This is a genomic window from Pseudomonas guineae (genome assembly GCF_900113745.1).
Lineage (GTDB): Bacteria > Pseudomonadota > Gammaproteobacteria > Pseudomonadales > Pseudomonadaceae > Aquipseudomonas > Aquipseudomonas guineae.
On record NZ_FOQL01000004.1, the window covers coordinates 152,772 to 176,866 of the forward strand.

General features: G+C 60.1%; 21 protein-coding genes. 12 read left to right on the top strand and 9 right to left on the bottom strand.

Features of this window, described 5'->3' with window-relative positions:
• Window positions 1–7: 7 nt before the first annotated feature.
• The 3 genes from BMZ32_RS14930 to BMZ32_RS14940 form a co-directional block, all read right to left on the bottom strand.
• The gene (locus BMZ32_RS14930; protein ID WP_090243361.1) at window positions 8–1,018 is read right to left on the bottom strand and encodes an ABC transporter permease subunit; all 1,011 of its coding nucleotides are present in this window, start codon (window positions 1,016–1,018) and stop codon (window positions 8–10) included.
• 285 nt (window positions 1,019–1,303) lie between these two features.
• A complete protein-coding gene (locus tag BMZ32_RS14935; protein WP_090243363.1) occupies window positions 1,304–2,902 on the bottom strand; it encodes an ABC transporter substrate-binding protein in 1,599 nt (532 codons plus the stop codon).
• A gap of 223 nt (window positions 2,903–3,125) precedes the next feature.
• Window positions 3,126–3,839: an SIMPL domain-containing protein gene (locus BMZ32_RS14940; RefSeq protein ID WP_090243365.1), complete on the bottom strand. Its 714-nt coding sequence runs from the start codon at window positions 3,837–3,839 to the stop codon at window positions 3,126–3,128.
• Between the two features lie 213 nt (window positions 3,840–4,052).
• Between BMZ32_RS14940 and BMZ32_RS14945 the strand changes: the two genes are divergently transcribed.
• The 3 genes from BMZ32_RS14945 to BMZ32_RS14955 all read left to right on the top strand — a co-directional run bounded on the left by BMZ32_RS14945 (window position 4,053) and on the right by BMZ32_RS14955 (window position 6,926).
• The gene (locus BMZ32_RS14945; RefSeq protein ID WP_090243367.1) at window positions 4,053–5,306 is read left to right on the top strand and encodes an ATP-binding protein; all 1,254 of its coding nucleotides are present in this window, start codon (window positions 4,053–4,055) and stop codon (window positions 5,304–5,306) included.
• Window positions 5,307–5,318: 12 nt separating this feature from the next.
• Window positions 5,319–5,879, top strand: coding sequence for a response regulator transcription factor (locus BMZ32_RS14950; RefSeq protein ID WP_090243369.1), 561 nt, complete (start codon window positions 5,319–5,321; stop codon window positions 5,877–5,879).
• Window positions 5,880–5,984: 105 nt separating this feature from the next.
• Window positions 5,985–6,926, top strand: a complete 942-nt coding sequence (locus tag BMZ32_RS14955; RefSeq protein ID WP_090243371.1) for an AEC family transporter — start codon at window positions 5,985–5,987, stop codon at window positions 6,924–6,926.
• 82 nt (window positions 6,927–7,008) lie between these two features.
• Here the strand turns inward: BMZ32_RS14955 and BMZ32_RS14960 are convergent, their stop codons facing one another.
• The 5 genes from BMZ32_RS14960 to gatC form a co-directional block, all read right to left on the bottom strand.
• Window positions 7,009–8,097: a calcium/sodium antiporter gene (locus BMZ32_RS14960; protein WP_090243372.1), complete on the bottom strand. Its 1,089-nt coding sequence runs from the start codon at window positions 8,095–8,097 to the stop codon at window positions 7,009–7,011.
• Window positions 8,098–8,197: 100 nt separating this feature from the next.
• Window positions 8,198–8,569 (bottom strand): septal ring lytic transglycosylase RlpA family protein, encoded by a 372-nt coding sequence (locus BMZ32_RS14965; protein WP_090243374.1) that lies wholly within the window; start codon window positions 8,567–8,569, stop codon window positions 8,198–8,200.
• A gap of 133 nt (window positions 8,570–8,702) precedes the next feature.
• The gene (gene gatB, locus BMZ32_RS14970; RefSeq protein WP_090243376.1) at window positions 8,703–10,151 is read right to left on the bottom strand and encodes an Asp-tRNA(Asn)/Glu-tRNA(Gln) amidotransferase subunit GatB; all 1,449 of its coding nucleotides are present in this window, start codon (window positions 10,149–10,151) and stop codon (window positions 8,703–8,705) included.
• An 11-nt stretch (window positions 10,152–10,162) separates the two neighbouring features.
• Window positions 10,163–11,614: an Asp-tRNA(Asn)/Glu-tRNA(Gln) amidotransferase subunit GatA gene (gatA, locus tag BMZ32_RS14975; RefSeq protein ID WP_090243378.1), complete on the bottom strand. Its 1,452-nt coding sequence runs from the start codon at window positions 11,612–11,614 to the stop codon at window positions 10,163–10,165.
• A 15-nt stretch (window positions 11,615–11,629) separates the two neighbouring features.
• Window positions 11,630–11,917 (bottom strand): Asp-tRNA(Asn)/Glu-tRNA(Gln) amidotransferase subunit GatC, encoded by a 288-nt coding sequence (gene gatC, locus BMZ32_RS14980; protein WP_090243380.1) that lies wholly within the window; start codon window positions 11,915–11,917, stop codon window positions 11,630–11,632.
• 236 nt (window positions 11,918–12,153) lie between these two features.
• Here gatC and mreB point away from each other — a divergent pair, with 236 nt between their 5' ends.
• From mreB to BMZ32_RS15025, 9 genes are all read left to right on the top strand, one after another.
• Entirely contained in the window at window positions 12,154–13,194 is a 1,041-nt protein-coding gene (gene mreB, locus BMZ32_RS14985; protein ID WP_090243382.1) for a rod shape-determining protein MreB, read from the top strand.
• A 171-nt stretch (window positions 13,195–13,365) separates the two neighbouring features.
• Window positions 13,366–14,280: a rod shape-determining protein MreC gene (gene mreC / locus BMZ32_RS14990; protein ID WP_244153998.1), complete on the top strand. Its 915-nt coding sequence runs from the start codon at window positions 13,366–13,368 to the stop codon at window positions 14,278–14,280.
• Window positions 14,280–14,765, top strand: a complete 486-nt coding sequence (gene mreD / locus BMZ32_RS14995) for a rod shape-determining protein MreD (RefSeq protein WP_423815389.1) — start codon at window positions 14,280–14,282, stop codon at window positions 14,763–14,765. Before mreC ends, mreD begins: the two co-directional genes overlap by 1 nt.
• A 45-nt stretch (window positions 14,766–14,810) precedes the next feature.
• A complete protein-coding gene (locus BMZ32_RS15000) occupies window positions 14,811–15,437 on the top strand; it encodes a Maf family protein (protein ID WP_090243388.1) in 627 nt (208 codons plus the stop codon).
• 61 nt (window positions 15,438–15,498) lie between these two features.
• On the top strand, window positions 15,499–16,956 hold the full coding sequence (gene rng, locus BMZ32_RS15005) for a ribonuclease G (RefSeq protein WP_090243390.1): 1,458 nt from the start codon (window positions 15,499–15,501) through the stop codon (window positions 16,954–16,956).
• Window positions 16,957–16,987: 31 nt separating this feature from the next.
• Window positions 16,988–20,821 (top strand): YhdP family protein, encoded by a 3,834-nt coding sequence (locus BMZ32_RS15010; protein WP_090243392.1) that lies wholly within the window; start codon window positions 16,988–16,990, stop codon window positions 20,819–20,821.
• Window positions 20,822–20,908: 87 nt separating this feature from the next.
• Window positions 20,909–21,757, top strand: a complete 849-nt coding sequence (locus tag BMZ32_RS15015; RefSeq protein ID WP_090243394.1) for a carbon-nitrogen hydrolase family protein — start codon at window positions 20,909–20,911, stop codon at window positions 21,755–21,757.
• A 2-nt stretch (window positions 21,758–21,759) separates the two neighbouring features.
• Window positions 21,760–23,217, top strand: a complete 1,458-nt coding sequence (gene tldD / locus BMZ32_RS15020; protein ID WP_090243396.1) for a metalloprotease TldD — start codon at window positions 21,760–21,762, stop codon at window positions 23,215–23,217.
• Between the two features lie 3 nt (window positions 23,218–23,220).
• Window positions 23,221–23,430: a hypothetical protein gene (locus BMZ32_RS15025; RefSeq protein WP_090243398.1), complete on the top strand. Its 210-nt coding sequence runs from the start codon at window positions 23,221–23,223 to the stop codon at window positions 23,428–23,430.
• 80 nt (window positions 23,431–23,510) lie between these two features.
• Here BMZ32_RS15025 and yjgA read toward each other — a convergent pair whose 3' ends face one another.
• Window positions 23,511–24,029, bottom strand: a complete 519-nt coding sequence (gene yjgA / locus BMZ32_RS15030) for a ribosome biogenesis factor YjgA (protein WP_090243400.1) — start codon at window positions 24,027–24,029, stop codon at window positions 23,511–23,513.
• Window positions 24,030–24,095: the final 66 nt, after the last annotated feature.

Here is a 24,095-nt window from a genome sequence, read left to right on the forward strand (position 1 = left end):
GCAGCTCCTAACGCTGATGGCGGATACGGGGGTTAGCCAATCCGTAAAGGATGTCGACGACGAAGTTGACCAGGATCACCAGACAAGCGATCAGCAGAATACCGTTTTGCACCACCGGGTAGTCGCGTGCACCAATCGACTCGATCAGCCATTTGCCGATACCCGGCCAGGAGAAGATGGTTTCAGTCAGCACCGCGCCCGCCAGCAGCGCGCCGACCTGCAGGCCGAATACGGTGAGTACTGGAATCAGCGCATTGCGCAGGCCATGCACGAATACCACCCGCGCCGGCGACAGGCCTTTGGCGCGGGCGGTGCGCACGTAATCTTCGCGCAGCACTTCAAGCATCGCCGAGCGTGTCATGCGCGCAATCACCGCCAGAGGAATGGTGCCGAGCACGATGGCCGGCAGAATCAGGTGGTGCAAGGCGTCGACAAACGCGCCGGGTTCGTCAGCCAACAAGGTGTCGATCAACATAAAACCGGTGACGGGGGGGATGTCGTAGAGCAGGTCGATGCGCCCGGAAACAGGCGTCCAGCCTAACCAGACTGAGAAGAACATGATCAGTAGCAAGCCCCACCAGAAAATCGGCATGGAGTAGCCGGCCAGCGAAATACCCATGACGCCGTGATCGAACAATGAGCCGCGCTTGAGGGCGGCGACCACTCCGGCGATCAGCCCCAGGCTCCCGGCAAATAACAGGGCGGCCAGGGCCAGCTCCAGAGTGGCGGGGAACAGCGTGGTGAATTCACTCCATACGCTGGTGCGGGTGCGCAGCGATTCGCCCAGATTGCCTTGGGCCAGTTGGCCGATGTAGTCGAAGTACTGGGCATACAGGGGCTTGTTCAGGCCCAGACGCTCCATGGCTTGCGCGTGCAGCACTGGGTCGACACGGCGCTCGCCCATCATCACTTCTACCGGGTCGCCGGGAATCATGCGGATCAACGCAAAGGTCAGCAGGGTGACGCCGAAAAAGGTCGGGATCAGCAGTCCCAGGCGGCGTGCAATAAAAGCCAGCATGCGAGTCAGTGCTCCATCAAAAATAAGCGTGTGTCAGGCTGCATGGCCTGGCGCTGTTGTAGGGCGGCGTATCGCTCGGCACCTGGGTGCCAGGCGAGCGTGCGCTTTGCAGGTAGGACGTGGCAGGCAACAGCGAGCCAGCCGGTTGGACGTAGCCAGATAGGTGCAGGCATTAACGCAATCCTCGGGTTATACGCAGCGTGCAAGCGGTGGCCGGGTAGGCTGCCGTTGCCCGGCTGGCGAGCGGTTGGATAAACCGCTCGCCAGCATGGTTGAGGGCTGCTGTTACTTGACGCCGACGCCGTAGAAGGAGTTCAGCGCGAATGGACTGATCTTGAAGTCCACGACCTTCTTGCTCATCGGCTGGTAAACCGTGGAGTGGGCGATCGGAGTGATCGGTACTTCACGCTTGAGGATCACCTGCGCCTGTTTGTAAAGCTCGGTGCGCTCGGCGGTGTCGGTCACCCGTTTGGCGGCTTTTACCAGCTTGTCGTAGTCGGCATCGCACCACTTGGAGAAGTTGTTGCCGTCCACCGCGTCGCAGCCATACAGGGTGCCGAGCCAGTTGTCCGGGTCACCATTGTCGCCACTCCAACCGATCAGCATCGCATCGTGTTCACCGGCCTTGGCGCGCTTGAGGTATTCGCCCCATTCGTAGGTGACGATCTTGGCCTTGATACCTACTTTGGCCCAGTCGTTTTGCAGCATTTCAGCCATCAGCTTGGCGTTGGGGTTGTACGGGCGCTGCACGGGCATGGCCCACAGGGTGATCTCAGTGCCTTCCTTGATCCCCGCAGCTTTGAGCAGGGCCTTAGCTTTCTCAGGGTCGTAGGCGGGGTCCTTGATGCTGTCGTTGTACGACCACTGGGTCGGAGGCATGCCGTTTACGGCCAGCTGGCCGGCGCTCTGGTAGACCGCATCGATGATCCCTTGCTTGTTCACCGCCATGTCCAGTGCTTGACGCACTTCGAGCTGGTCGAACGGCTTGTGCTGCACGTTATAGGCGATATAGCCGACGTTGAATCCGGCCTGCTCGGGCATGTTCAGGTTCGGATCTTCTTGCAGGGACTCTAGGTCCGCTGGGCGCGGGAACAGGGTGACCTGACACTCGCCGGCCTTGAGCTTCTGCATGCGCACTGAGGCGTCGGTATTGATGGCGAAGATCAGGTTGTCGAGCTTGACCTCATCAGGCTGCCAATACTCTTTGTTGCCCTTGAAACGGATCACCGCATCTTTCTGGTAGCGGCTGAACACGAACGGCCCAGTGCCGATGGGCTTCTGGTTGATGTCGGCGGCCTTGCCGGCCTTGAGTAGGTTGCCTGCGTATTCGGCGGACTGGATCGAGGCAAAGCTCATCGCCAGGTTCTGAATAAAGGCAGCGTCGACTTGGTTGAGGCTGAACTTGACGGTCATGTCGTCGAGTTTTTCGATCTTGGCGATGTTGGCGTCCATACCCATGTCGGTGAAATAGGGAAATTCCGACGGGTAGGCTTTGCGGAAGGGGTGATCTTTGTCGAGCATGCGCTGGAAGGTGAACAGCACGTCATCAGCGTTAAAGCTGCGGCTCGGCGTGAAGTACTCGGTGGTATGAAATTTCACGTTCGGGCGTAAGTGAAAGGTGTAGCTCAAACCGTCTTCGCTGATGTCCCACTTCTCGGCCAGGCCAGGGATTACAGCGGTACCGCCGCGCTCGAATTGGCTCAAGCGGTTAAACACGGTTTCCGCTGCGGCATCGAAATCAGTGCCGGTGGTGTACAGGCCTGGGTCGAACCCAGCAGGGCTGCCTTCGGAGCAAAACACCAGGTTGCCGGCGGCGCTGGCAAGCGGGGTGCTGGCGATCAGCCCAGCGGCGAGTAAAGCCTGAATGACGGCGTTCTTACGCATAGTGACCTCATGGTTATTGTGGTTGTGATCCAGAGGGGCCTCTTGTGGAGACCTTGGGAGAAGCTATGCAGGGCGTATGCCGCAGGCAAGCGGCATGTCGCAGTAGGAGCGGGAATTGCGGTGCAGTTATCTGTTGTTGTCGCATTTTTATAAATGCGCGGTTAAAACATGGCAAAGCGCCGCTATCGTCAAGCAGCGGCGCTGCTTCTGTTTGTAGCAGAGTTCAGGGCATCTGCACTTCGATCATCCCATCGGCGCTTATGCTGACCTGGCTGGTGCCGGCTTCGATCTCTGGGGTAACCGATGCATCCATCATCGCCGCACCTTTCATCGACTCCATGCGCATCGGCATGGGCCGCTGGAAGCCGCCTGTATTGAGATTTAGGCTGACCAGTTTGTAACCGCTGCCACCCAGCGCTTCAGTCGCCAGCTGGGCGCGGGCTTTGAAGGCTGCCACGGCATCCTTGAGCAGGGCGTCTTCGCGGGTCTTGCGGGTGTCGTCGGCAATGCTGAAGTTCATCCCACCCATCTTCAGGGTTTGCAGCATGTCCCCGGTGAGCTTGGACAGCACGCTGAAGTCAGCACTTTCCAGGCTCAGTTCAGCGCGTTCGCGCCAGGCGGTGATCTTCTGACCCTTGCCGTCGTAAACCGGGTAGCTGTTACGGCTGCCCGATGAAACGCTGACGCCTTTGACCTTGCGCGCCTGGGCGATACTGGCGTTAAGCGTTTTGCTGATTTGTGCGGCGAGGACGGCCGGGTCGCTGTCTTGGGCTTCACTGTAAAGAGTGACGTGCATCAGGTCGTGGGCGATTTCCTGATTAACCTCAGCGCGTAGCGCAACCTGGTTGTAGCGCGCGTCTTCGGCCGTAGCCGTGACGCTCAATAGGCTGGTGGCGCTCAGCAGCAGGGCGGTGGCAAGGCGGGGCAATGGCAGCATGACAATTCCTTTATGTGATGGGCGCAAAGACAGGTGCGCGGCTTTCCAGAGGGTAGACGTAGCTATCTGACTAAGCGGGTTAAATCCGGTTCAAGATTATTTGCCTAAGTTATTTGGAGGGGCGGCCATCAGCTGCGGCGTGTTGCCGCAGTTGGCAGGCCAGGGCCTTGGTTATACTCCCGCAGCTCGCTAAATGAGCATCTTGGAGATTTTATGCTCGCACCTGTGCAGCTACTTTCGGCGAGCCGACAGAACCTCTGGCGTCTGACCTTGATCCGTATCCTGGTGTTGGCGGCGCAGGCCGGCTCGGTGGGCTTGGCCTATAAATCCGGTGCATTGCCGCTGCCCTGGCTGGAGTTGAGCATCACCCTCGGGATTTCCCTGGTGTTGTGCCTGCTCACCGCGTTGCGCCTGCGTGGGCCGTGGCCGGTGACTGAGCAGGAGTACGCCGCGCAATTGGCCTGCGACCTGATTATCCATAGCGTCTTGCTCTACTACTCTGGCGGCTCGACGAACCCCTTTGTTTCTTATTACTTGGTGCCGCTGACCATCGCAGCAGCCATCTTGCCCTGGCTCTACACCATCACCTTGTCCGGTCTGGCGCTGGGTGGTTACACCTTTCTGCTGGTCTGGTCGCACCCGTTGGCATTGCCGCAGGGGCCGCGCGAAAGTCTGTTGATCTATGGCATGTGGCTGAGCTTTGCCCTGGCCGCTGGGCTGATCACCTTTTTCGTGGCGAAAATGGCCGAAGAGCTGCGGCATCAGGAAGAGTTGCGCGCCGAGCGCCGTGAGGAAGGTTTGCGTGATCAGCAGTTGTTGGCGGTAGCTACCCAGGCCGCCGGTGCGGCGCACGAACTGGGCACGCCGCTGGCGACCATGAGCGTGCTGATTAAGGAGCTGCGCCGCGAACACCAAGAGCCGACTTTGCAAGAGGATCTGGCCGTGCTGCAGGAGCAGGTCAAGTTATGCAAAGAAACCCTGCAGCATTTGGTGCGCGCGGCCGAGGCGGATCGTCGTCAGGCCGTGGTCGAGTTGTCGTCGGTGGAGTGGTTAGAGGCAGCACTCAATCGCTGGCACCTGATGCGCCCCGAGGCCAGTTATCGCTATCAATGCCTGGGCCGTGGCACGCCGCCGCGGATGATGCCGCCTGCTGACCTGACCCAGGCGCTGCTTAATCTGCTCAATAACGCCGCCGATGCCTGCCCAGACAAGCTGGATATCCGACTAGATTGGGATCATCAATGGCTGCGCCTGAGTATCCGTGACTTTGGTGACGGTGTGCCGCTGGCGATTGCTGAGCAGCTCGGGCGGCCATTCTTTACTACCAAGGGCAAGGGCTTCGGTCTGGGTTTGTTCCTCAGTCAGGCCAGCGTCACCCGTGCTGGCGGCACGGTTAAACTGTATAACCATGAAGAAGGCGGCACGCTCACTGAGCTGAAACTGCCGCGTGCCTATGGCCGAGCTTAAGGACGTACCCGAATGAGCGACGAAGTGCTTTTCGAAGGTGAAGAACAACCTCACCTATTGCTGGTCGACGATGACCCAACCTTCACCCGTGTCATGGCGCGCGCCATGAGCCGCCGTGGCCTGCGCGTTTCCACCGCCGGCTCCGCCGAAGAAGGTCTGGCCCTGGCTGAACAGGATTTACCTGATTACGCCGTGGTCGATCTGAAAATGGAAGGCGACTCCGGCTTGGTGCTGCTGCCCAAACTGTTGGAGCTGGACGCCGAAATGCGCGTGGTGATTCTGACCGGCTATTCGAGCATCGCCACCGCGGTGGAGGCGATCAAGCGCGGGGCCTGCAATTACCTGTGCAAGCCGGCCGATGCCGACGATGTGCTGGCCGCGTTGCTGACTCAGCATGCTGACCTGGACACCTTGGTGCCGGAAAACCCGATGTCGGTAGATCGCCTGCAGTGGGAGCATATCCAGCGCGTACTCAGCGAACATGAAGGCAATATCTCGGCCACGGCCCGCGCCCTCGGCATGCACCGGCGCACCTTGCAGCGCAAATTGCAGAAACGGCCGGTTCGGCGCTAGGCGCTGCGGGCGTATTTTTTTGTGCATGAAAGGCTGTTGAAAGCTTTCTGCTCGGCGGCCTTGCTATCATTAGCCCCCTAAGTAATTGGCTTGTCAGGGGCTCGCATGCTTGCCATCGTTCAGCAAACCATCAGCGTCACCGCGCCAGTTTTTTCCATGCTGTTTCTCGGTGTGGCGCTCAAGCGTTTTGGGCTGATTGACGCGGGGTTTATCAACACGGCATCGACGCTGGTGTTTCGTGGCACCCTGCCGACGCTGTTGTTTTTAGGCATCATCAAGGCGGATCTAAGCACCGCCTTGCAGCCGGCGTTGCTGCTGTATTTTGTGGTGGCAACCCTGGGCTGCTTTCTGCTGGCGTGGGGCTGGTCGATTTTACGCTGCCCCGAGGCGGATCGCGGTATCTACACCCAAGGCGCCTTTCGCGGCAATAACGGCATTGTCGGATTAGCGTTGGCGACCAGCATGTACGGTGACTACGGGCTGTCGGTAGGTGCGGTGCTCGGCGGTGTGGTGATCCTTACCTACAACGTGCTGTCGGCCATCATCCTGGCGATCTACAGTCCGCAGGCCAAGACCGATGTTTGGAGCCTGAGCAAGAACATTGCCAGCAATCCGTTGATAGTCGGAGTGCTGCTGGCGATTCCCTTCGCCGCTTGGCAAATCCCACTGCCCGCATGGCTGCTGACATCTGGTGGTTATTTTGCGCAAATGAGCCTGCCGCTGGCGCTGATTTGCATTGGCGCCACGCTGACTCTGGATTCCTTGCGTCAGGGTAGCGGTGTGGCACTCAGCTCAAGCTTGATGAAAGTGCTTTGGCTACCGTTGCTGGCCACCTTAGGCGCAGGGCTGTGCGGTTTTCGCGGTGCGGACCTGGGCATTCTGTTTCTGTACTTCGTCAGCCCGACGGCAGCGGCCAGCTTTGTGATGGCCAAGGCGGTAGGCGCTAACTATGAACTGGCGGCCGCAATAATCGTCATTACCACCCTGGCGTCGGTGATGAGCACCAACCTGGGCTTGTTAGTCTTGCAGCTTGTTGGCTGGATATAGCACCGGTCGTTACACAATCGCAGGCACAAAAAAGCCGACGCTCGCGTCGGCTTCTTCGTTCTAGCTTTCTACATGGCGCCTGTCAGGTTTTTTGCTTATGCCAGGCCCGCCCGGCAATGATCATTAGGGTCACGGCGGTTAGCGGCAAGGCATAACCGAGCATGGCCTCACCAAACACCTCGGCGAATGGTTTGCCGGTCGAAGACAACACCAGGTACACCGTGTAAGCCACGTAGTAGGCGATAAACAGTAGGCCTTCCCAGCGGTTGATGCGGTAACCCGCGAAGAAGATCGGCAAGCAGGCTACGGCCACCGCGATCATCACCGGGAAGTCGAAGGCCAGGGCGTTGGCTGCCACATTAATGGCTTGCGGCGAGACCATTGAGGCCAGGCCCAGTACGCAGAGCAGGTTAAAGATGTTGCTGCCGACGATGTTACCCACGGCGATGTCACGCTCGCCCCTGAGTGCGGCCATGATCGAGGTGGCCAGTTCCGGCAGTGAGGTGCCAATGGCGACTACGGTCAGACCAATCACCAGCTCAGACAAACCCAGGGCGCGCGCCAGGCTCACGGCACCTTCAACCAAGAAGTTGGAGCCGCTGACCAGCAGCACCAGGCCGGCAAGAATCAGCCCCAGGTTGATCGCCCAGGCATAAGGTTTGACGGGCTCGTCGAGGCCGAATTCCTTGGCAAACTCATCATCGGGGTTGGCATTTTTGTCGCGACGCGAGCTGATGATCAAAAAGGCCGTGTAACTCACCACGCCGGTGAACAGCAACGCGCCGTCCAGGCGGCTGAGGCTGCCGTCCCAGGCCAGGGCGTATACCACCAAGCTGGCGCCGATCATGATGGGCACATCGAGGCGAATCAGCTGGCGCGAGACGATCAGCGGCGCAACTAAGGCCGTCATGCCGAGAATCAGCAGCACGTTGGCAATATTGCTACCGACCACGTTACCTATCGCCAGGTCGCCGCTGCCGTTCAGTGCCGCTTGCACGCTGACCGCCGTTTCCGGTGCGCTGGTGCCAAATGCGACGACAGTGAGGCCAATGATCAGTGGCGGAATGCCAAACTGCGCAGCCAGTTTAGCGGCGCCGCGCACCAGCACTTCAGCGCCGGCGACCAGCAGCACTAGGCCGGCGATTAGGTAAACAAAGGTCATCAGGGTCATTGCAGGGGGCTCCAGAAAAGTGGCGCTAGTTTAATCATCGGCGTGCGCGGCGCCAGAGGGGGCTAGGGCGCGGTTAAGCCTTCTTTGTAAGCGTCTGTGTTCACTCTGCGAGTTGCTCCACGCGCACCGGTGCCACGCCGTCCCGCAGCATGCCCAGCTCCTCAGCAGCCCTGTGCGAGAGGTCGATAATGCGCTTCTTGGCATAAGGGCCGCGGTCGTTGATGCGCACCACCACTGACCTGTCATTGCGTAGATTGGTCACCTGTACCCGGCTGCCGAAGGGCAGGCTGCGGTGTGCGGCGGTCAGGGCATGTTGGTCGAAGCGCTCACCGCTGGCGGTTTTATTACCGTGATGACGCGCGCCGTAATAGGACGCCTGGCCCTCGGCGCGGTAGCCGTTCGGATCGACTGAGCCCTGGCTGGCACAGGCGCTCAGTAGCAGGCTGACGATGGCAATTAAGATCAGGCGCATAAGGCCTCCTCTGGGTCGAGTATGTTGGTGAGCGTCGCTCTGCTCGACCCACGTTGCCAATAAAGCAACGCCGGGCGAGCCCGGCGTTGTCAGTGCGAGCCGTCCATGGCCTGCGGTTTGGGTGTAAGTCGGCTCAGCCTTCGAGCTTTTTCTTCAGCAGTTCGTTCACTTGGCCGGGGTTGGCCTTGCCTTTCGAGGCCTTCATGGCCTGGCCGACGAAGAAGCCGAACATTTTGCCGCGCTTGGCTTCATCGCTGGCGCGGTACTGTTCAACTTGTTCGGCGTTGGCCGCCAGCACGTCATCCAGCATGGCTTCGATGGCGCCGGAGTCGGTGACCTGCTTGAGGCCCTTCTTCTCAATCACCTCGTCCGCCGTTGCACCTTCGCCAGCGGCCAGAGCTTCAAAGACCATCTTGGCGATCTTGCCGCTGATGGTGTTGTCCTTGATGCGCAGGATCATCCCGCCCAATTGTGCGGCGGAAACCGGCGACTGCTCGATATCGAGGTTGTCCTTGTTGAGCAGGCTGGACAGTTCACCCATCACCCAGTTGGCGGCCAGTTTGGCATCGCCACACACACCGTTGACGGCTTCGAAGTAGTCGGCCAGTTCGCGGCTGGCAGCCAGCACGTCGGCGTCGTAGGTGCTGAGGCCGAACTCGGCTTCAAAGCGCGCGCGCTTCTCGACCGGCAGCTCCGGCAAGGTGGCGCGAATTTCGTCGAGGAAGCTTTGCTCTATCACCACCGGCAGCAGGTCCGGGCAGGGGAAGTAACGGTAATCGTTGGCTTCTTCCTTGCTGCGCATGGAGCGGGTTTGGTCTTTGTTCGGGTCGTACAGGCGGGTTTCCTGCACCACTTTGCCGCCGTCCTCGATCAATTCGATCTGGCGCTGCACTTCATGGTTGATGGCTTTTTCGATAAAGCGGAACGAGTTGACGTTCTTGATCTCGGCGCGAGTGCCGTATTCGGCCTGACCCTTGGGTCGCACCGAGACGTTACAGTCGCAGCGCAGCGAGCCTTCGGCCATGTTGCCGTCGCAAATATTCAGGTAGCGCACCAGGGCGTGCATGGCTTTTACGTAGGCCACGGCTTCCTTGGCCGAGCGGATGTCCGGCTCGGATACGATTTCCAGTAGCGGCGTGCCAGCACGGTTGAGATCGATGCCGCTCATGCCGTGGAAGTCTTCGTGCAGGCTTTTGCCGGCGTCTTCTTCCAGGTGCGCGCGAGTGATGCCGATGCGCTTCTGGCTGCCGTCTTCCAAGGTGATATCCAAGAAACCTTTGCCGACGATGGGGTGATCCATCTGGCTGGTCTGGTAGCCCTTGGGCAGGTCTGGGTAGAAGTAGTTTTTACGGGCGAAGATGTTGGTGCCGGCGATTTCGGCGTCAATCGCCAAGCCGAATTTGCAGGCCATGCGCACCGCCTCGGCATTCAGCACCGGCAGGGTGCCGGGCATGCCGAGGTCGACCAGGCTGGCCTGGGTGTTGGGCTCGGCGCCGAAGGCGATGGCGCTGGCGGAGAAAATCTTCGATTGAGTGCTGAGCTGGGCGTGAATTTCCAGCCCGATTATGGTTTCCCATTGCATCTGTTTATTCCTCAGAAGCCAGTCGGCGCTTGGGTGTGCCAGTCAGTGACCTGTTGGTACTGGTGGGCGACGTTGAGCAAGCGGCCTTCCTGGAAGTAAGGGGCGAGCAGTTGCACACCGACCGGCAAGCCGTCGACGAAGCCCGCAGGCATCGATAAGCCGGGGATGCCGGCCAGGTTGGCGGTGATGGTGTAGATGTCTTCCAAGTAGGCGGCGACCGGATCGTTGTTCTTCTCGCCGAGCTTCCAGGCCAGGTTTGGCGTGGTCGGGCCGAGGATCACGTCGACGTCGTTGAAGGCGGCGACAAAATCATTTTTGATCAGGCGGCGGATCTTTTGCGCTTTCAGGTAGTACGCGTCGTAGTAACCGGCGGACAGCGCGTAGGTGCCGACCATGATGCGCCGCTTCACTTCTGCGCCGAAGCCTTCACCGCGCGAGCGCTTGTACAGGTCTTCCAGATTCACCGGGTTTTCGCAGCGATAGCCGAAGCGCACGCCGTCGAAACGCGAGAGGTTGCTGCTGGCTTCGGCCGGGGCGATCACGTAGTAGGCCGGGATGGCGTGTTGCATGTTCGGCAGGCTGATTTCTTTAACCGTGGCGCCGAGCTTCTTCAGCTCTTCGACCACGGCCATGACTGTCTCGCCAATGCGTGCGTCCAGGCCAGCACCGAAGTACTCCTTAGGCAGGCCGATACGCATGCCTGTCAGCGGCTGAGCAAGGGCTGCCAGGTAGTCATCGACCGGCTGATCAACGCTGGTGCTGTCCTTGGTGTCGAAACCGGCCATTGCTTGCAGCATCAACGCGCAGTCTTCAGCGGTACGCGCCAACGGGCCGCCCTGGTCGAGGCTGGAGGCATAGGCAATCATGCCCCAGCGCGAAACGCGCCCGTAGGTCGGCTTGATCCCGGTGAGGTTGGTCAGTGCCGCAGGCTGGCGGATCGAACCGCCGGTGTCGGTGCCAGTGGCTGCAGGTAGCAGACGCGCCGCGACTGCGGCAGCGGAGCCACCCGATGAGCCGCCCGGAACGCGGGTCAGGTCCCAGGGGTTCTTTACCGCGCCGTAGTGGCTGGATTCGTTGGCCGAGCCCATGGCGAATTCGTCCATGTTCAGCTTGCCCAGGGTCACCGTGCCAGCGCTGGCGAGTTTGTCGACCACGGTGGCGTTATACGGGGCTTTGAAGCCGGCGAGTATCTTCGAGGCACAGCTGGTCAGCACGTCTTGGGTGCAGAACAGATCTTTGTGGCCGATCGGAGCGCCGAGCAGTGCGCCGTTCTCGCCGGCTGCGCGGCGTGCATCAGCGGCCTTGGCCTGGTTCAGCGCCAGCTCTTCAGTCACGGTAATAAAACTGTTGAGCTGTGGGTCAAGTTGCTGGATGCGCGCCAGCAGGCTGCGGGTCAGCTCTTCGGATGAAAATTGCTTGTCGGCGAGTCCGCGGGCGATCTCGGCCAGAGTCAGTTGATGCATGGCTAGGCGTTTCCCTTACTCGATGACTTGCGGAACCAGGTACAGGCCGTTTTCTACGGCCGGGGCGATGGCTTGATAGGCCTCGCGCTGGTTGTGTTCGGTGACCTGGTCGGCGCGCAGACGCTGAGTGGCTTCCAGTGGGTGTGCCAACGGTTCGATGCCGTCGGTATTGACCGCCTGCATCTGATCAATCAGGCCGAGAATGTTGTTTAGGGTCTCGGTGGTACCCGGAATATCGGCTTCATTCAGGCCCAGTCGAGCCAGATGAGCGATTTTCTCCACGTCGGAGCGATCAAGCGCCATCAGATTTCTCCCTATAAAGGCAGTGCATACCGGCCGCCTTTGCAAATGTGAACGAGTTGCCATGCACAGGGTGCGCAGGGAACAGAGTGTGACAGGTGGTGGTCAAAGGCCGCGATGATGGGCCGTAATGCCCGGAAAAGCGGCAATCTAACATATTGGTGCCTTGCTCAAAATCCCTGCCGTTGTTAGAGTTTGCCGCACTTTTTTACCCACGCGTTGCCTAGGGTCCCTATCCCATGTTCAAAAAACTGCGTGGCATGTTTTCCAGCGATCTTTCTATTGACCTGGGCACTGCCAATACCCTGATTTATGTCCGCGAGCGCGGCATCGTTTTGAACGAGCCGTCGGTCGTGGCTATTCGTACCAGCGCCAACAACCAGAAAAGTGTGGTGGCGGTCGGTACTGAAGCCAAGCGCATGCTCGGCCGTACGCCCGGTAACATCGCCGCTATCCGTCCGATGAAAGACGGTGTGATTGCCGATTTCAGCGTCTGCGAGAAGATGCTGCAGTACTTTATCAACAAAGTTCACGAAAACAGCTTCCTGCAGCCTTCGCCGCGCGTACTGATCTGTGTGCCGTGCAAATCCACCCAGGTTGAGCGGCGCGCGATCCGCGAGTCGGCTCTCGGCGCCGGTGCTCGCGAAGTGTTCTTGATCGAAGAGCCAATGGCCGCTGCTATTGGTGCCGGCCTGCCTGTTGAAGAAGCCCGCGGCTCGATGGTTGTCGACATCGGTGGCGGCACTACTGAAATCGCGCTGATTTCCTTGAACGGTGTGGTTTACGCCGAATCCGTACGTGTCGGTGGCGACCGTTTCGACGAAGCCATCATTACCTATGTGCGCCGTAACTACGGTTCGCTGATTGGTGAGTCCACCGCCGAGCGAATCAAGCAGGAAATCGGCACGGCCTACCCAGGCGGCGAGCTGCGTGAAGTTGATGTCCGCGGTCGTAACCTGGCCGAGGGTGTGCCGCGCAGCTTTACCCTGAATTCCAACGAAGTGCTTGAAGCGCTGCAGGAGTCCCTGGCGACCATCGTGCAGGCGGTTAAAAGCGCCCTTGAGCAGTCGCCGCCGGAACTGGCCTCGGACATCGCCGAGCGTGGCTTGGTGTTGACCGGTGGCGGCGCGTTGCTGCGTGACCTGGACAAGCTGTTGGCGCAAGAAACCGGCCTGCCGGTGATTGTCGCCGAAGACCCGCTGACCTGCGTGGCGCGTGGCGGTGGCAAGGCCCTGGAAATGATGGACCGCCACACCATGGACCTGCTGTCCTCGGAGTAAGGTGGCCGGCTAAACGCCCAGTGCAGCCAACAGATGTGCTGCACGCGTCGACCTTTGCTATTGAACCTAAGCTGCAACCGGGTATCTTCCCGCTTGCAGCTTTTGTTTGCTGCCTGATGCTGTGAGGAGCTGCCGATTAAACCGCTATTTGCCAAAGGACCTTCGCTGGGTGTGCGCCTGTTGGTGTTTACCGTGTTGTCGGCTGCGCTGATGGTGGTCGATGCGCGCTTCACCTGGCTGCAGCCGCTGCGCGCGCAATTGGGTTTAATTGTTGAGCCGGTTTACTGGGCAGGCAGTTTGCCGGTAAGGGTGTGGGACGGTGCGACGCAGGAACTGAGCACGCGCAGTGAGTTGACTGTCGAAAACGAAAAACTCAAAGCCGAGCAGCTGATCATGCAGCGTCGCCTGCAAAAACTAGCGGCCTTGACCGAGCAAAACGTGCGCCTGCGCGAGCTGCTCAACTCAGCCGCGCTGGTCGATGATGAGGTGCTGGCCACCGAGCTGATCGGTATCGATCCCAACCCCTTTACCCACCGCATCCTGATCGATAAAGGCGAGAAGGATGGCGTGGTTTTGGGGCAGCCGGTGCTTGATGCCCGTGGCCTGATGGGTCAGGTGGTCGAAGTGATGCCCTACACTTCTCGCGTTTTGTTGCTCACCGACACCACCCACAGCATCCCTGTGCAGGTTAATCGCAATGGCCTACGCGCCATCGCCAGCGGCACCGGTAACCCCGAGCGTCTGGAGCTGCGTCATGTGGCCGATACGGCGGATATCAAGGAGGGTGATCTGCTGGTCAGCTCGGGTATGGGCCAGCGTTTCCCCGCCGGTTACCCAGTGGCCATAGTCAGTGAAGTGATTCATGACTCCGGGCAGCCCTTCGCGATTGTACGCGCGGTGCCCACGGCGTCGTTGAACCGCAGCCGCTACATGCTGCTGGTATTTACCGATCCGCGTACGGCGGAGCAGCGCGCCACAGAGTCGGCGCAGGCGCAAGAAGCCCTGGATCGGGAGATTTTGCAGCAAGCCCAGCCTGCGAAAAACGCGCCTGCGGCACCCGCTTATCCTCCGGAGGCAGCGCAATAATGGCCGTGCGTGCAAACAATACCTGGGTTATCTGGCTGACCTTCGCACTGGCATTGCTGCTCAGTGTGTCGAGCATGCCGAAATTTATGGAGCTGGGGCGACCCCTCTGGCTTGGGCTGTTTCTGACGTATTGGGTGCTGGCCTTGCCGCACCGCGTGGGCATGACCACGGCCTGGTGTATCGGCTTGTTAGCGGATGTACTGAATGGCAGCTTGCTCGGCCAGAACGCGTTGATCCTGACCCTGATTACCTTTTTGGTGCTGACCCTGCATCAGCGCTTACGCATGTTCCCTATGTGGCAACAAAGCACGGTGTTGTTGGTGGTGTTCGGCCTAGCCCAGCTGGTGCAGCTGTGGCTGAATGCCCTGACGGGCAGTCGCCCGCCAACCCTGGCGTTTGTCTTGCCGGCGCTGGTCAGCGCGTTGCTCTGGCCGTGGGTTTGTATGCTCCTGCGTGGGCTGCATAGACGTTTGGGCGTCAACTAAGCAAGGCCGCCTGGCCTTGCCTTTATCCGACAGGGAGAAGTCTGCATGGCCACCCTCTATCTCGCCTCCGGATCACCGCGTCGGCGTGAACTGCTGACGCAAATCGGCGTGCCATTCCTTACGCTAATCGCTCCGGTTGATGAAAATACATTGCCAGACGAGTCGCCAGTCGCCTATGTAGAGCGTCTGGCGCGGGCCAAGGGGCACGCAGGGCTGGCCGCCTTAGCCGATACAGATACGCAAGGTGCGGTTGTGTTGGGGGCCGATACGGCGGTGGTGCTCGATGGGCGGATACTCGGTAAGCCTGCTGGCCGTGATGAGGCCCTGGCCACTCTCCGCGCCTTGTCTGGGCGCAACCATGAGGTGCTGACCGCCGTGGCGCTGGTCAGTCCTGAGCGGGTGATATCGCGAGTGGTCACCAGCCAGGTCTCGTTCCGCGCGTTGAGTTTGGCCGAAATCGACGCTTACTGGGCCAGCGGCGAACCGCAGGACAAAGCTGGGTGTTACGGTATTCAAGGCCTGGCGGCGGTGTTCGTCAGTCAGTTGCAAGGCAGTTATTCGGCGGTAGTGGGTTTACCCTTGTGTGAAACTGCTGCGTTACTCGCAGAATTTGCTATTCCGTGCTGGCAGTCGCTGCCAGATCACAGTCAAGAGGTTGCGGGTCGCGGGTGAGTGAGCGTCTTTATCGGCTCTGATTCCGGGCTTTCAGCTTTATCTCAGAAGAGATGAGCGCATGAGTGAAGAGATCCTGATCAACATCACGCCGATGGAATCGCGCGTGGCGGTGGTGGAAAACGGTGTGCTGCAGGAAGTGCATGTCGAGCGTACGCAAAAGCGTGGCATCGTCGGCAATATCTACAAGGGTAAGGTGGTGCGCGTACTGCCGGGGATGCAGGCGGCCTTTATCGACATCGGTTTGGAGCGTGCAGCCTTTATCCATGCGGCGGAAATCTCCAGCCGCGAAGGCTCAGCTGTCGAGACTATCAGTGCGTTGGTGCATGAAGGCCAAAGCCTGGTGGTGCAGGTCACTAAGGACCCGATTGGCAGCAAGGGTGCACGCCTGACCACGCAGCTGTCGATTCCGTCGCGTTACCTGGTGTATATGCCACGTACCGCGCATGTGGGCATCTCGCTGAAAATCGAAGATGAGGGCGAGCGTGAGCGCCTCAAGCAGGTGGTGACTGATTGCGTCGCGGCAGAAGGTATCGAAGAAACCGGCGGCTTTATTCTGCGTACCGCTGCCGAGGGTGCCGGGGCCGATGAAATTCTCGCGGATATTCGTTACCTGCGCCGCCTGTGGGGGCAAATCGCCACGCAGATGAAGGTTGGCCCGACGCCGCTGGTGATCTATGAAGACCTGAGCCTGGCGCTGCGCACCCTGCGTGACCTGGTCAACCCGAAGATCGAAAAGATCCGCGTCGACTCGCGCGAGACCTTCCAGAAAATCACCCAGTTCGTTGCTGAGTTGATGCCAGAAGTCGCTGACCGCCTGGAGCATTATCCCGGCGAGCGGCCGATCTTTGATCTGTACGGCGTCGAAGACGAAGTCCAGAAAGCCCTGGAGCGTAAGGTGCCGCTCAAGTCGGGCGGTTATCTAATCATCGATCCGGCTGAGGCGATGAGCACCATCGATGTGAATACCGGTGCGTTCGTCGGCCATCGCACGCTGGAAGAAACCATCTTCAAGACCAACTTGGAAGCCGCGACGGCGATTGCTCGCCAATTGCGCCTGCGTAATCTTGGCGGGATCATCATCATCGACTTCATCGACATGGAAGATGAAGAGCATCAGCGCCAGGTGCTGCGCACCCTGGAGAAACAGCTGGAGCGTGACCACGCCAAGACAAATATCATCGGCATCACAGAGTTGGGCCTGGTGCAGATGACCCGCAAGCGCACCCGCGAAAGCCTTGAGCAGGTGCTGTGCGAACCGTGCAGCTGCTGCCAGGGTCGCGGCAAGCTGAAGACGGCGGAAACCACCTGCTACGAAATCTTCCGCGAAATTCTCCGTGAGGCGCGCGCCTATCAGCCCGAAGGTTATCGCGTGCTAGCTAATCAGAAAGTGGTCGACCGCCTGCTCGATGAAGAGTCTGGCAATGTCGCTGATCTCGAAGCCTTTATCGGTCGCACCATCAAGTTTCAGGTCGAGACCATGTATTCCCAGGAGCAATACGATGTGGTGTTGCTCTGAGATGCGTGTTTACCGCCCGAGCATGAGCTGAATGGAAGCGTTGGCGCGCGGACTTTCCCTGTTGCTGCGCACGGCACTGGGGCTGTGCGCCTTGTCGTTAGTGCTCGCCGCCCTGTATGTCAGCCTCGGTCGCGAGCTGGTACCACTGGTCGCCGAATACCGCTTGGAGGCCGAAGACAAAGCTCGCCAAGTGCTGACTTTGCCAGTACAGATCGGCGCGCTTGAAGGTCTTTGGCAAGGGTTCTCACCGCTGCTGACAGCCCATGATGTGGTGATTGGCGAGGGGGCGGGGACGTTACAGCTGGATCAAGTGCGTGTGGTGCCCGACGTGCTAGCCAGTTTGTTGGCGCGCCAGGTACGGATTGCCCGACTTGAGCTGGATGGCGTGCAACTGGTGGTGGCGCAGAGCAAAGATGGTCGTTGGTCGCTCAAGGGCTTGCCGCAACGCAGCGAGCCCGCGCAGCTGAGTCTGACTCAGCTGCTGGCGCAGTCGCAGGCGGTTAAGCGCCTGACGCTGATTAACAGCCAAGTGACCGTGCAAGCCTACGATCAGCCGGTGCGGACGCTGACCTACGTAAACCTCACCCTGCGCAACGGTAGCACGCGCCAGCGTTTGGACGGTCGGCTGCTGTTACCGGATGGTCAGCCGCTGGCCCTGCAGTTGCGCACACGTCTTCGTGCCGAACGCTGGCAGGATGCAGAGGCCGACCTTTACCTGAGCCTGCCGCAGAGCGATTGGGCGGCCTGGGTGCCCGCGAGTCTGCTGGCGCAATGGCGACTTGAACAGTTGCAAATGGGCGGTGAAATCTGGCTGAGTTGGGCCAAGGGCGGTGTGCAACGCGCCGTTAGCCGCTTGCATGTGCCCCAGCTTAAGGCGGGCTATGCTCAGCGCGAGTCGGTTGCGCTGAATAACCTGGCGCTGAATGCCTATTTCACCCGCACCGATTTAGGTTTCAAGCTGTTATTGGATGACCTGGCTTTCAGTCAGGGCGAGCAGCGCTGGGGCGAAGTGCGCCTGGCGCTGACCCAGCAGGCGGAAAGCAGTGAGGTGCACGAGCAATGGTTGCTCAGTGCTGAGCAGCTTGATGTGGCGCCGTTACAACCGCTGGTGGCGGCACTTGCACCCTTGCCGGATAACGCGCTGGCGTTACTGGAGCAGCTTAAGCCGCAGGGTGAATTACACAATATCCAGCTTGACTATCGGCCAGGGTTGACCGACAGCAAGCGTTTGCAGTTCTCGGCCAATCTCGAGCGCATTGGCTTTGCTGCATGGCACGGCTCACCGGCTGCGGAGAATGTCAGCGGCAGCATCAGTGGTGATTTGGGTCAGGGCGAGCTGCGGCTCGATAGCGAAGATTTTTCCCTGCATTTTGATACGTTGTTTGCCAGCCCCTGGCGCTACAAAACCGCCAATGCGCTACTGACTTGGCAGATTGATGAGCAGGCCTTCACCCTGCGCAGCCCGTACTTACAGGTGGTGGGCGAAGAAGGCCCTGCGGCCGGGGATTTTCTCATCCGCCTGCGTTTCGACCCGAGCGAAGAAGACTATATGGACTTGCGCGTCGGCCTGCGTAACGGCGATGCGCGCTTTACCGAAAAGTATCTGCCGAGTCGCTCGCCGGGCTTTAGCCACGAGCTGGATGCCTGGCTGAAAAGCGCCATCCGCGGCGGCGCGGTCGATGAAGGCTATTTCCAGTACCAGGGCTCGCTGAACAAGGGCGCACAGAGTGCCGCGCGCAGCATCAGCCTGTTCTTTGCTGTGCATGACGCGGATCTGGCCTTTCAGCCAGGCTGGCCGGCGCTGCGTGAGGCCCGCGGAACGGTGTCAATTGAACACACCGGCGTGCGTGTGGCGCTTGCTGAGGGGCGCTTGCTTGATAGTCAGGTGCGCAATGCTGAGGCCTTTATCGCCCCTTCATTACCGGGTCAACCACCGCGCTTACTGTTAACCAGTGAGTTGAGCAGCACGGTTGAGGACGCCCTGCACATCTTGCAGCAGACGCCGATCGGTACTGCAGAAACCTTTGCTGGCTGGAGTGGTGAGGGGGCGTTGACCGGCAAGCTCAAGCTTGACCTACCCTTGCGCAAGGGGCTGGCCCCTGCCGTGGTGGTGGATTTCGCCACCGCAGGTGCGCAGCTCAGCCTGCCTAATCCGCCACTGCAATTCAGCCAGTTGCAGGGCGCATTTCGCTACAACACCGCCAGTGGTCTAAGTGCTCCGGATATTCGTGCTCAGGTGCTCGGCCATGCCGTGCGCGGTAAGGCCGTGGCCGAGGGCTCTCCGGGTAAAGCACGCAGCCGCATTGAGGCCCGCGGGCAGATTGCGGTAAATGAGCTGAGCACCTGGCTCGGGGTTACTCAGCCTCTGCCCGTTGGCGGCAATCTGCCCTACCGCTTGCGTCTGACCCTGGACGGCGCCGACAGCCAGCTGAGCGTGAACTCCTCCCTCAAGGGAGCGACGATTTCGCTGCCGGCACCTTTCGGCAAGGTGGCCAGTGACGCGCGCAGCACCGAGTGGCGTATGAGCCTGGGCGGGCGCGAGCGGCGTTACTGGCTGGATTACGCCGATTTACTGAGCCTATCTTTCGCGGCGAGCCCCGGCCAGTTTAATCAAGGGCGGGGTGAGATTCGCTTAGCCGACGGCCCTGCCCGGTTGCCAACCAGCCAGGGGCTGCGTGTGCGTGGGCGCGTGGCAGAGCTGGATTGGCCGGCCTGGCAACAAGTATTGCAGCCCTATGCCAATGTGCCGGTCAATGAGGCGCAGCGGTTGTTTAAAGATGCTCAGTTGCGTATTGCCCGCTTCACCGGCTTCGGCGTCAGCCTGGAGGCGCTGGAGGTCGGGGTTAAGCGCGACGCGGCGACTTGGTCCGTCAGTCTCGACAGCCCGCAGGTGAAAGGCAAGGTGGGCCTGCCGGATACTGCCGGGTCGCCGATTGCGCTGACGCTCGACTACTTACGTTTTCCCGCAGCGGTGCCCAAGGCTAAAGACGCCCCTGTGGTGGACGCGCCTGACCCGCTGGCGGCGGTTGACCCAAGTCGTTTCCCGGCTCTGGACGTGCGTATCGACGAAGTCTTTCAGGGTATCGAGCCACTGGGCAGTTGGTCGCTCAAGGCACGTCCGGTAGAGACGGGCGTGCACTTCAGCGAGTTGGATCTCAACCTTAAAGGCTTAAAAGTGGCTGGTCGAGCGACCTGGCTGCAAACTGCCAGTGGCATGCGCACGGCCTATACAGGTCGGCTGGGTGGCGCGGATCTGGCCGACGTGCTGATTGCTTGGGGCTATGCCCCCACCGCCAGCAGCCGAGACTTTCATGTGGATGTGGATGCTGCTTGGCCAGGATCGCCGGCCTGGTTCAGTATGAAGCGCCTTAGCGGTACGCTGGATGCTTCCCTGCGCAAAGGGCAGTTCTCCGAGGTTGAAGGGCCGGCTTCGGCGCTGCGAGTATTTGGTTTGCTGAATTTTAATTCGATTGGCCGCCGCTTGCGGTTGGACTTCTCCGACCTGCTGGGTAAGGGCCTGAGCTATGACCGGGTCAAAGGCGTCCTGGAGGCTAAGAGCGGAGTGTTTGTCACCCGTGATCCGATCGCACTGGAAGGGCCATCGAGCAACTTGGAGTTGAAGGGCACGCTGGACATGGCCAATGACCGCATTGATGCCAAATTGTTGGTGACCTTACCGGTGACCAACAACCTGCCGTTGGCGGCATTAATAGTCGGTGCGCCGGCCATCGGGGGGGCGCTATTTGTCGCCGATAAGCTGCTGGGTGATCGCGTTGCGCGCTTTGCCAGTGTGCAATACGACGTCACGGGGCCTTGGCAGAGCCCGGATATCAGCTTCGATAAGCCCTTTGAAAAGCCTCAGTAAATCCTGTTCGGCGGATAGACAGCCGTGCAGTCTGCCGGCATGGCTTGTAAGCTGAAGGCTGATTTTAGGGATTGAGATAAAACCGCCATGACCCTCGCCGTCATCCAAATGGTCAGCCAGGCCGATGTTGCAGCCAACTTACTCCAAGCGCGCCAGCTGTTAGAGCAGGCTGCCGCGCAGGACGCGCGCCTGGTGGTGCTGCCGGAAAATTTCGCAGCCATGGGGCGGCAGGATCTCGCCGCGTTGGGGCGTGCCGAAGCGCAGGGTGACGGGCCGATTCTGCCCTGGCTGCGGCAAACCGCTCGTGATCTGGGGTTGTGGATCGTTGCGGGCACCTTGCCTTTGCCGCCAGATGGTCAGCCCGAAGCCAAAGCCCATGCGTGCTCACTGCTGATCGATGACTGCGGTCAGCAGGTGGCGCGTTACGACAAGCTGCACCTGTTCGATGTGGATGTCAGCGACAATCACGGTCGCTACCGTGAATCCGATGATTACGCGTTCGGCAATCAAGTGGTGGTGGCGGATACGCCATTCGGCCGTCTGGGCCTGACGGTTTGTTATGACCTGCGCTTCCCTGAGCTTTATAGCGCGTTGCGCGGCGCCGGGGCGGAGTTGATCAGTGTGCCGGCGGCATTCACCGCCGTGACCGGCGAAGCGCATTGGCAGGTATTGACCCGTGCGCGGGCGATTGAAACCCAGTGCTATGTGCTGGCAGCCGGACAGGGCGGCACTCATCCAGGCGGACGCGAGACCTTTGGCCATTCGGCGATTGTCGACCCTTGGGGGCAGGTACTCGGTGAGCTGCCGCAAGGCCCTGGTGTGGTGTTGGCTGAGCGCGATGCCACTGAACAAGCGGCGATTCGCCAGCGTATGCCGGTGGTGCGACATAAACGATTTTTTGCAGCGGCCGAACCGCGGCTGCCAGGTTTGGAGTAGTTATGAGCGATATGTTGGTATCCGTCAGCGAGCATCTGCTCGGCCCCGGTGGTTTGACCATTGACCACCTACCCGGTGTTTTGGCTGACTTAGCCGGGCCGGGGATCGATGCGGCTGACCTGTACTTCCAGAGCCAGGTTTCCGAAACCTGGGCGCTGGAAGATGGCATCGTCAAAGAAGGTAGCTTCAACCTCGATCAGGGGGTTGGCGTGCGTGCGCAGTCCGGTGAGAAAACCGGCTTCGCCTACAGTAATGCGATCACCGCGGATGCCCTGAGCCAGGCTGCTCGCGCGGCCCGTTCGATTGCCCGGGCCGGGCAAAATGCTCGTGTGCAGGCGTTCAACAGCCCGCTGGTCAAGCCGCTGTATGCCCAGGACAATCCACTGGATGTGCTGGGGCGTGCGGAAAAAGTTGAGCTGCTCAAGCGCATCGATGTTGCCACCCGCGCCCTTGATCCACGTATTCAGCAGGTTACGGTCAGCCTGGCAGGCGTCTGGGATCGTATCTTGGTCGCCGCCGCTGACGGCAGCTTGGGGGCTGATATCCGGCCGCTAGTTCGCTTCAACGTCAGCGTGATCGTCGAGCAAAACGGTCGGCGTGAGCGTGGCGGTCATGGCGGCGGCGGGCGCACCGATTACCGCTATTTCCTTGAGCAGACCAGCAATAACGAAGAGCGCGCCATGGGCTATGCCCGTGAGGCGTTGCGCCAGGCGCTGGTTAACCTGGAGGCGATTCCCGCACCCGCTGGCAGCATGCCGGTGGTGATGGGCGCGGGCTGGTCTGGCGTGCTGTTGCACGAGGCGGTCGGTCATGGTCTAGAGGGCGACTTCAACCGTAAGGGCAGTTCGGCCTACAGTGGGAAAATGGGCGAGAAAGTCGCCTCCAGCCTTTGCACCATCGTCGATGACGGCACTTTGTTTGAGCGCCGTGGCTCGCTGAGTATGGATGATGAAGGCACCCAAACCCAATGCACCACGTTGATCGAGAACGGTGTGCTCAAGGGCTATATGCAGGACAAGTTGAACGCGCGCCTGATGGGCGTTGCCGCTACGGGTAACGGCAGGCGTGAGTCTTACGCGCACCTGCCGATGCCGCGCATGACCAACACCTACATGCTCGCCGGTGAGAGCGACCCGGAGGAGATCATCCGCTCGGTGAAGAAGGGCATCTATTGCGCCAACCTAGGCGGCGGCCAAGTCGACATCACCAGCGGCAAGTTCGTGTTCTCTACCAGCGAGGCCTACCTGATCGAGGACGGCAAGATCACCGCGCCGGTCAAAGGTGCAACCTTGATCGGTAATGGTCCGGAAGCCATGAGCAGGGTGTCAATGGTCGGTAACGACCTAGCGTTGGACAGCGGCGTGGGTACGTGCGGCAAAGACGGGCAGTCGCTGCCGGTCGGGGTCGGCCAACCGACGCTGAAAATCGATGCGATTACGGTGGGCGGCACAGGCGCGTAAATTGTGGGTGAACTGCTTAGTGGGCTGCTGTTCGGTTGGTTCTTCGAGTGGCTGTGCTTTTCGCTGGGCCGCTGGACGGTTATCGCGTTTTCGCTTGGGCGAGTTCGTCCAAGCAAGACCCTGCGGAGTGTGCGCTGGCTAGGCACCCTAGGGTTTGTTGAGGTGGTGACTGTGACGCTGGGTGGTTTTGTCTGCTGGCTTTACCGCTTCTAGGTTGGGAGCTCGCTGAAGCCCAATATTGCATTGGGCTTCGCTGCGTTGATCCCACCTATAGGCTGCTGTTTGGGCCCCGTTCAGCGCAGGCCGCGTTGCGCTTCATCCAGTTCGCGGATGTATTTGAAGATTTTACGGGAGGCGGCAGGCGCTTTGTTCTGTGCCAGCTCGTGTTGGGCTTGGCGGGTCAGTTGCCGCAAGTGTTGGCGGTCAGCGTCGGCATACTCGCCGACAAAGGCCTCCAAGGTGTCATCGTTACCGTTGATTAAACGATCGCGCCAACGTTCTAGGTTGTGGAAGCGTTCGTTGTACTGACGTGTCGATGCATCTAGCTGGTCAAGCAAGCTCAGGATGGATTCGATGTCCTGATCGCGCATAAGCCGGCCGATAAACTGCACATGACGCTTCTTTGCGGCATTGGCGGTGTGCTTGGGCGCTTCGGCGAGTGCACGGCGCAGCTCATCGGTCAGCGGCAGCTTGTTCAGCAGGTCAAGCTTTAGGGTAGTCAGGCGTTGCCCCAGATCTTGTAGCGCATGAAACTCGCGCTTGACCTGGGTTTTGCTCTTCTCGCCGGAGAAGTCGTCAAGGTATTCAGACATGGTGGCGGTCCAGTGGAAAACGCCGCCATGATAGCAGCAAGTTTCCAGCTGTAAGCGTCTGGCCTT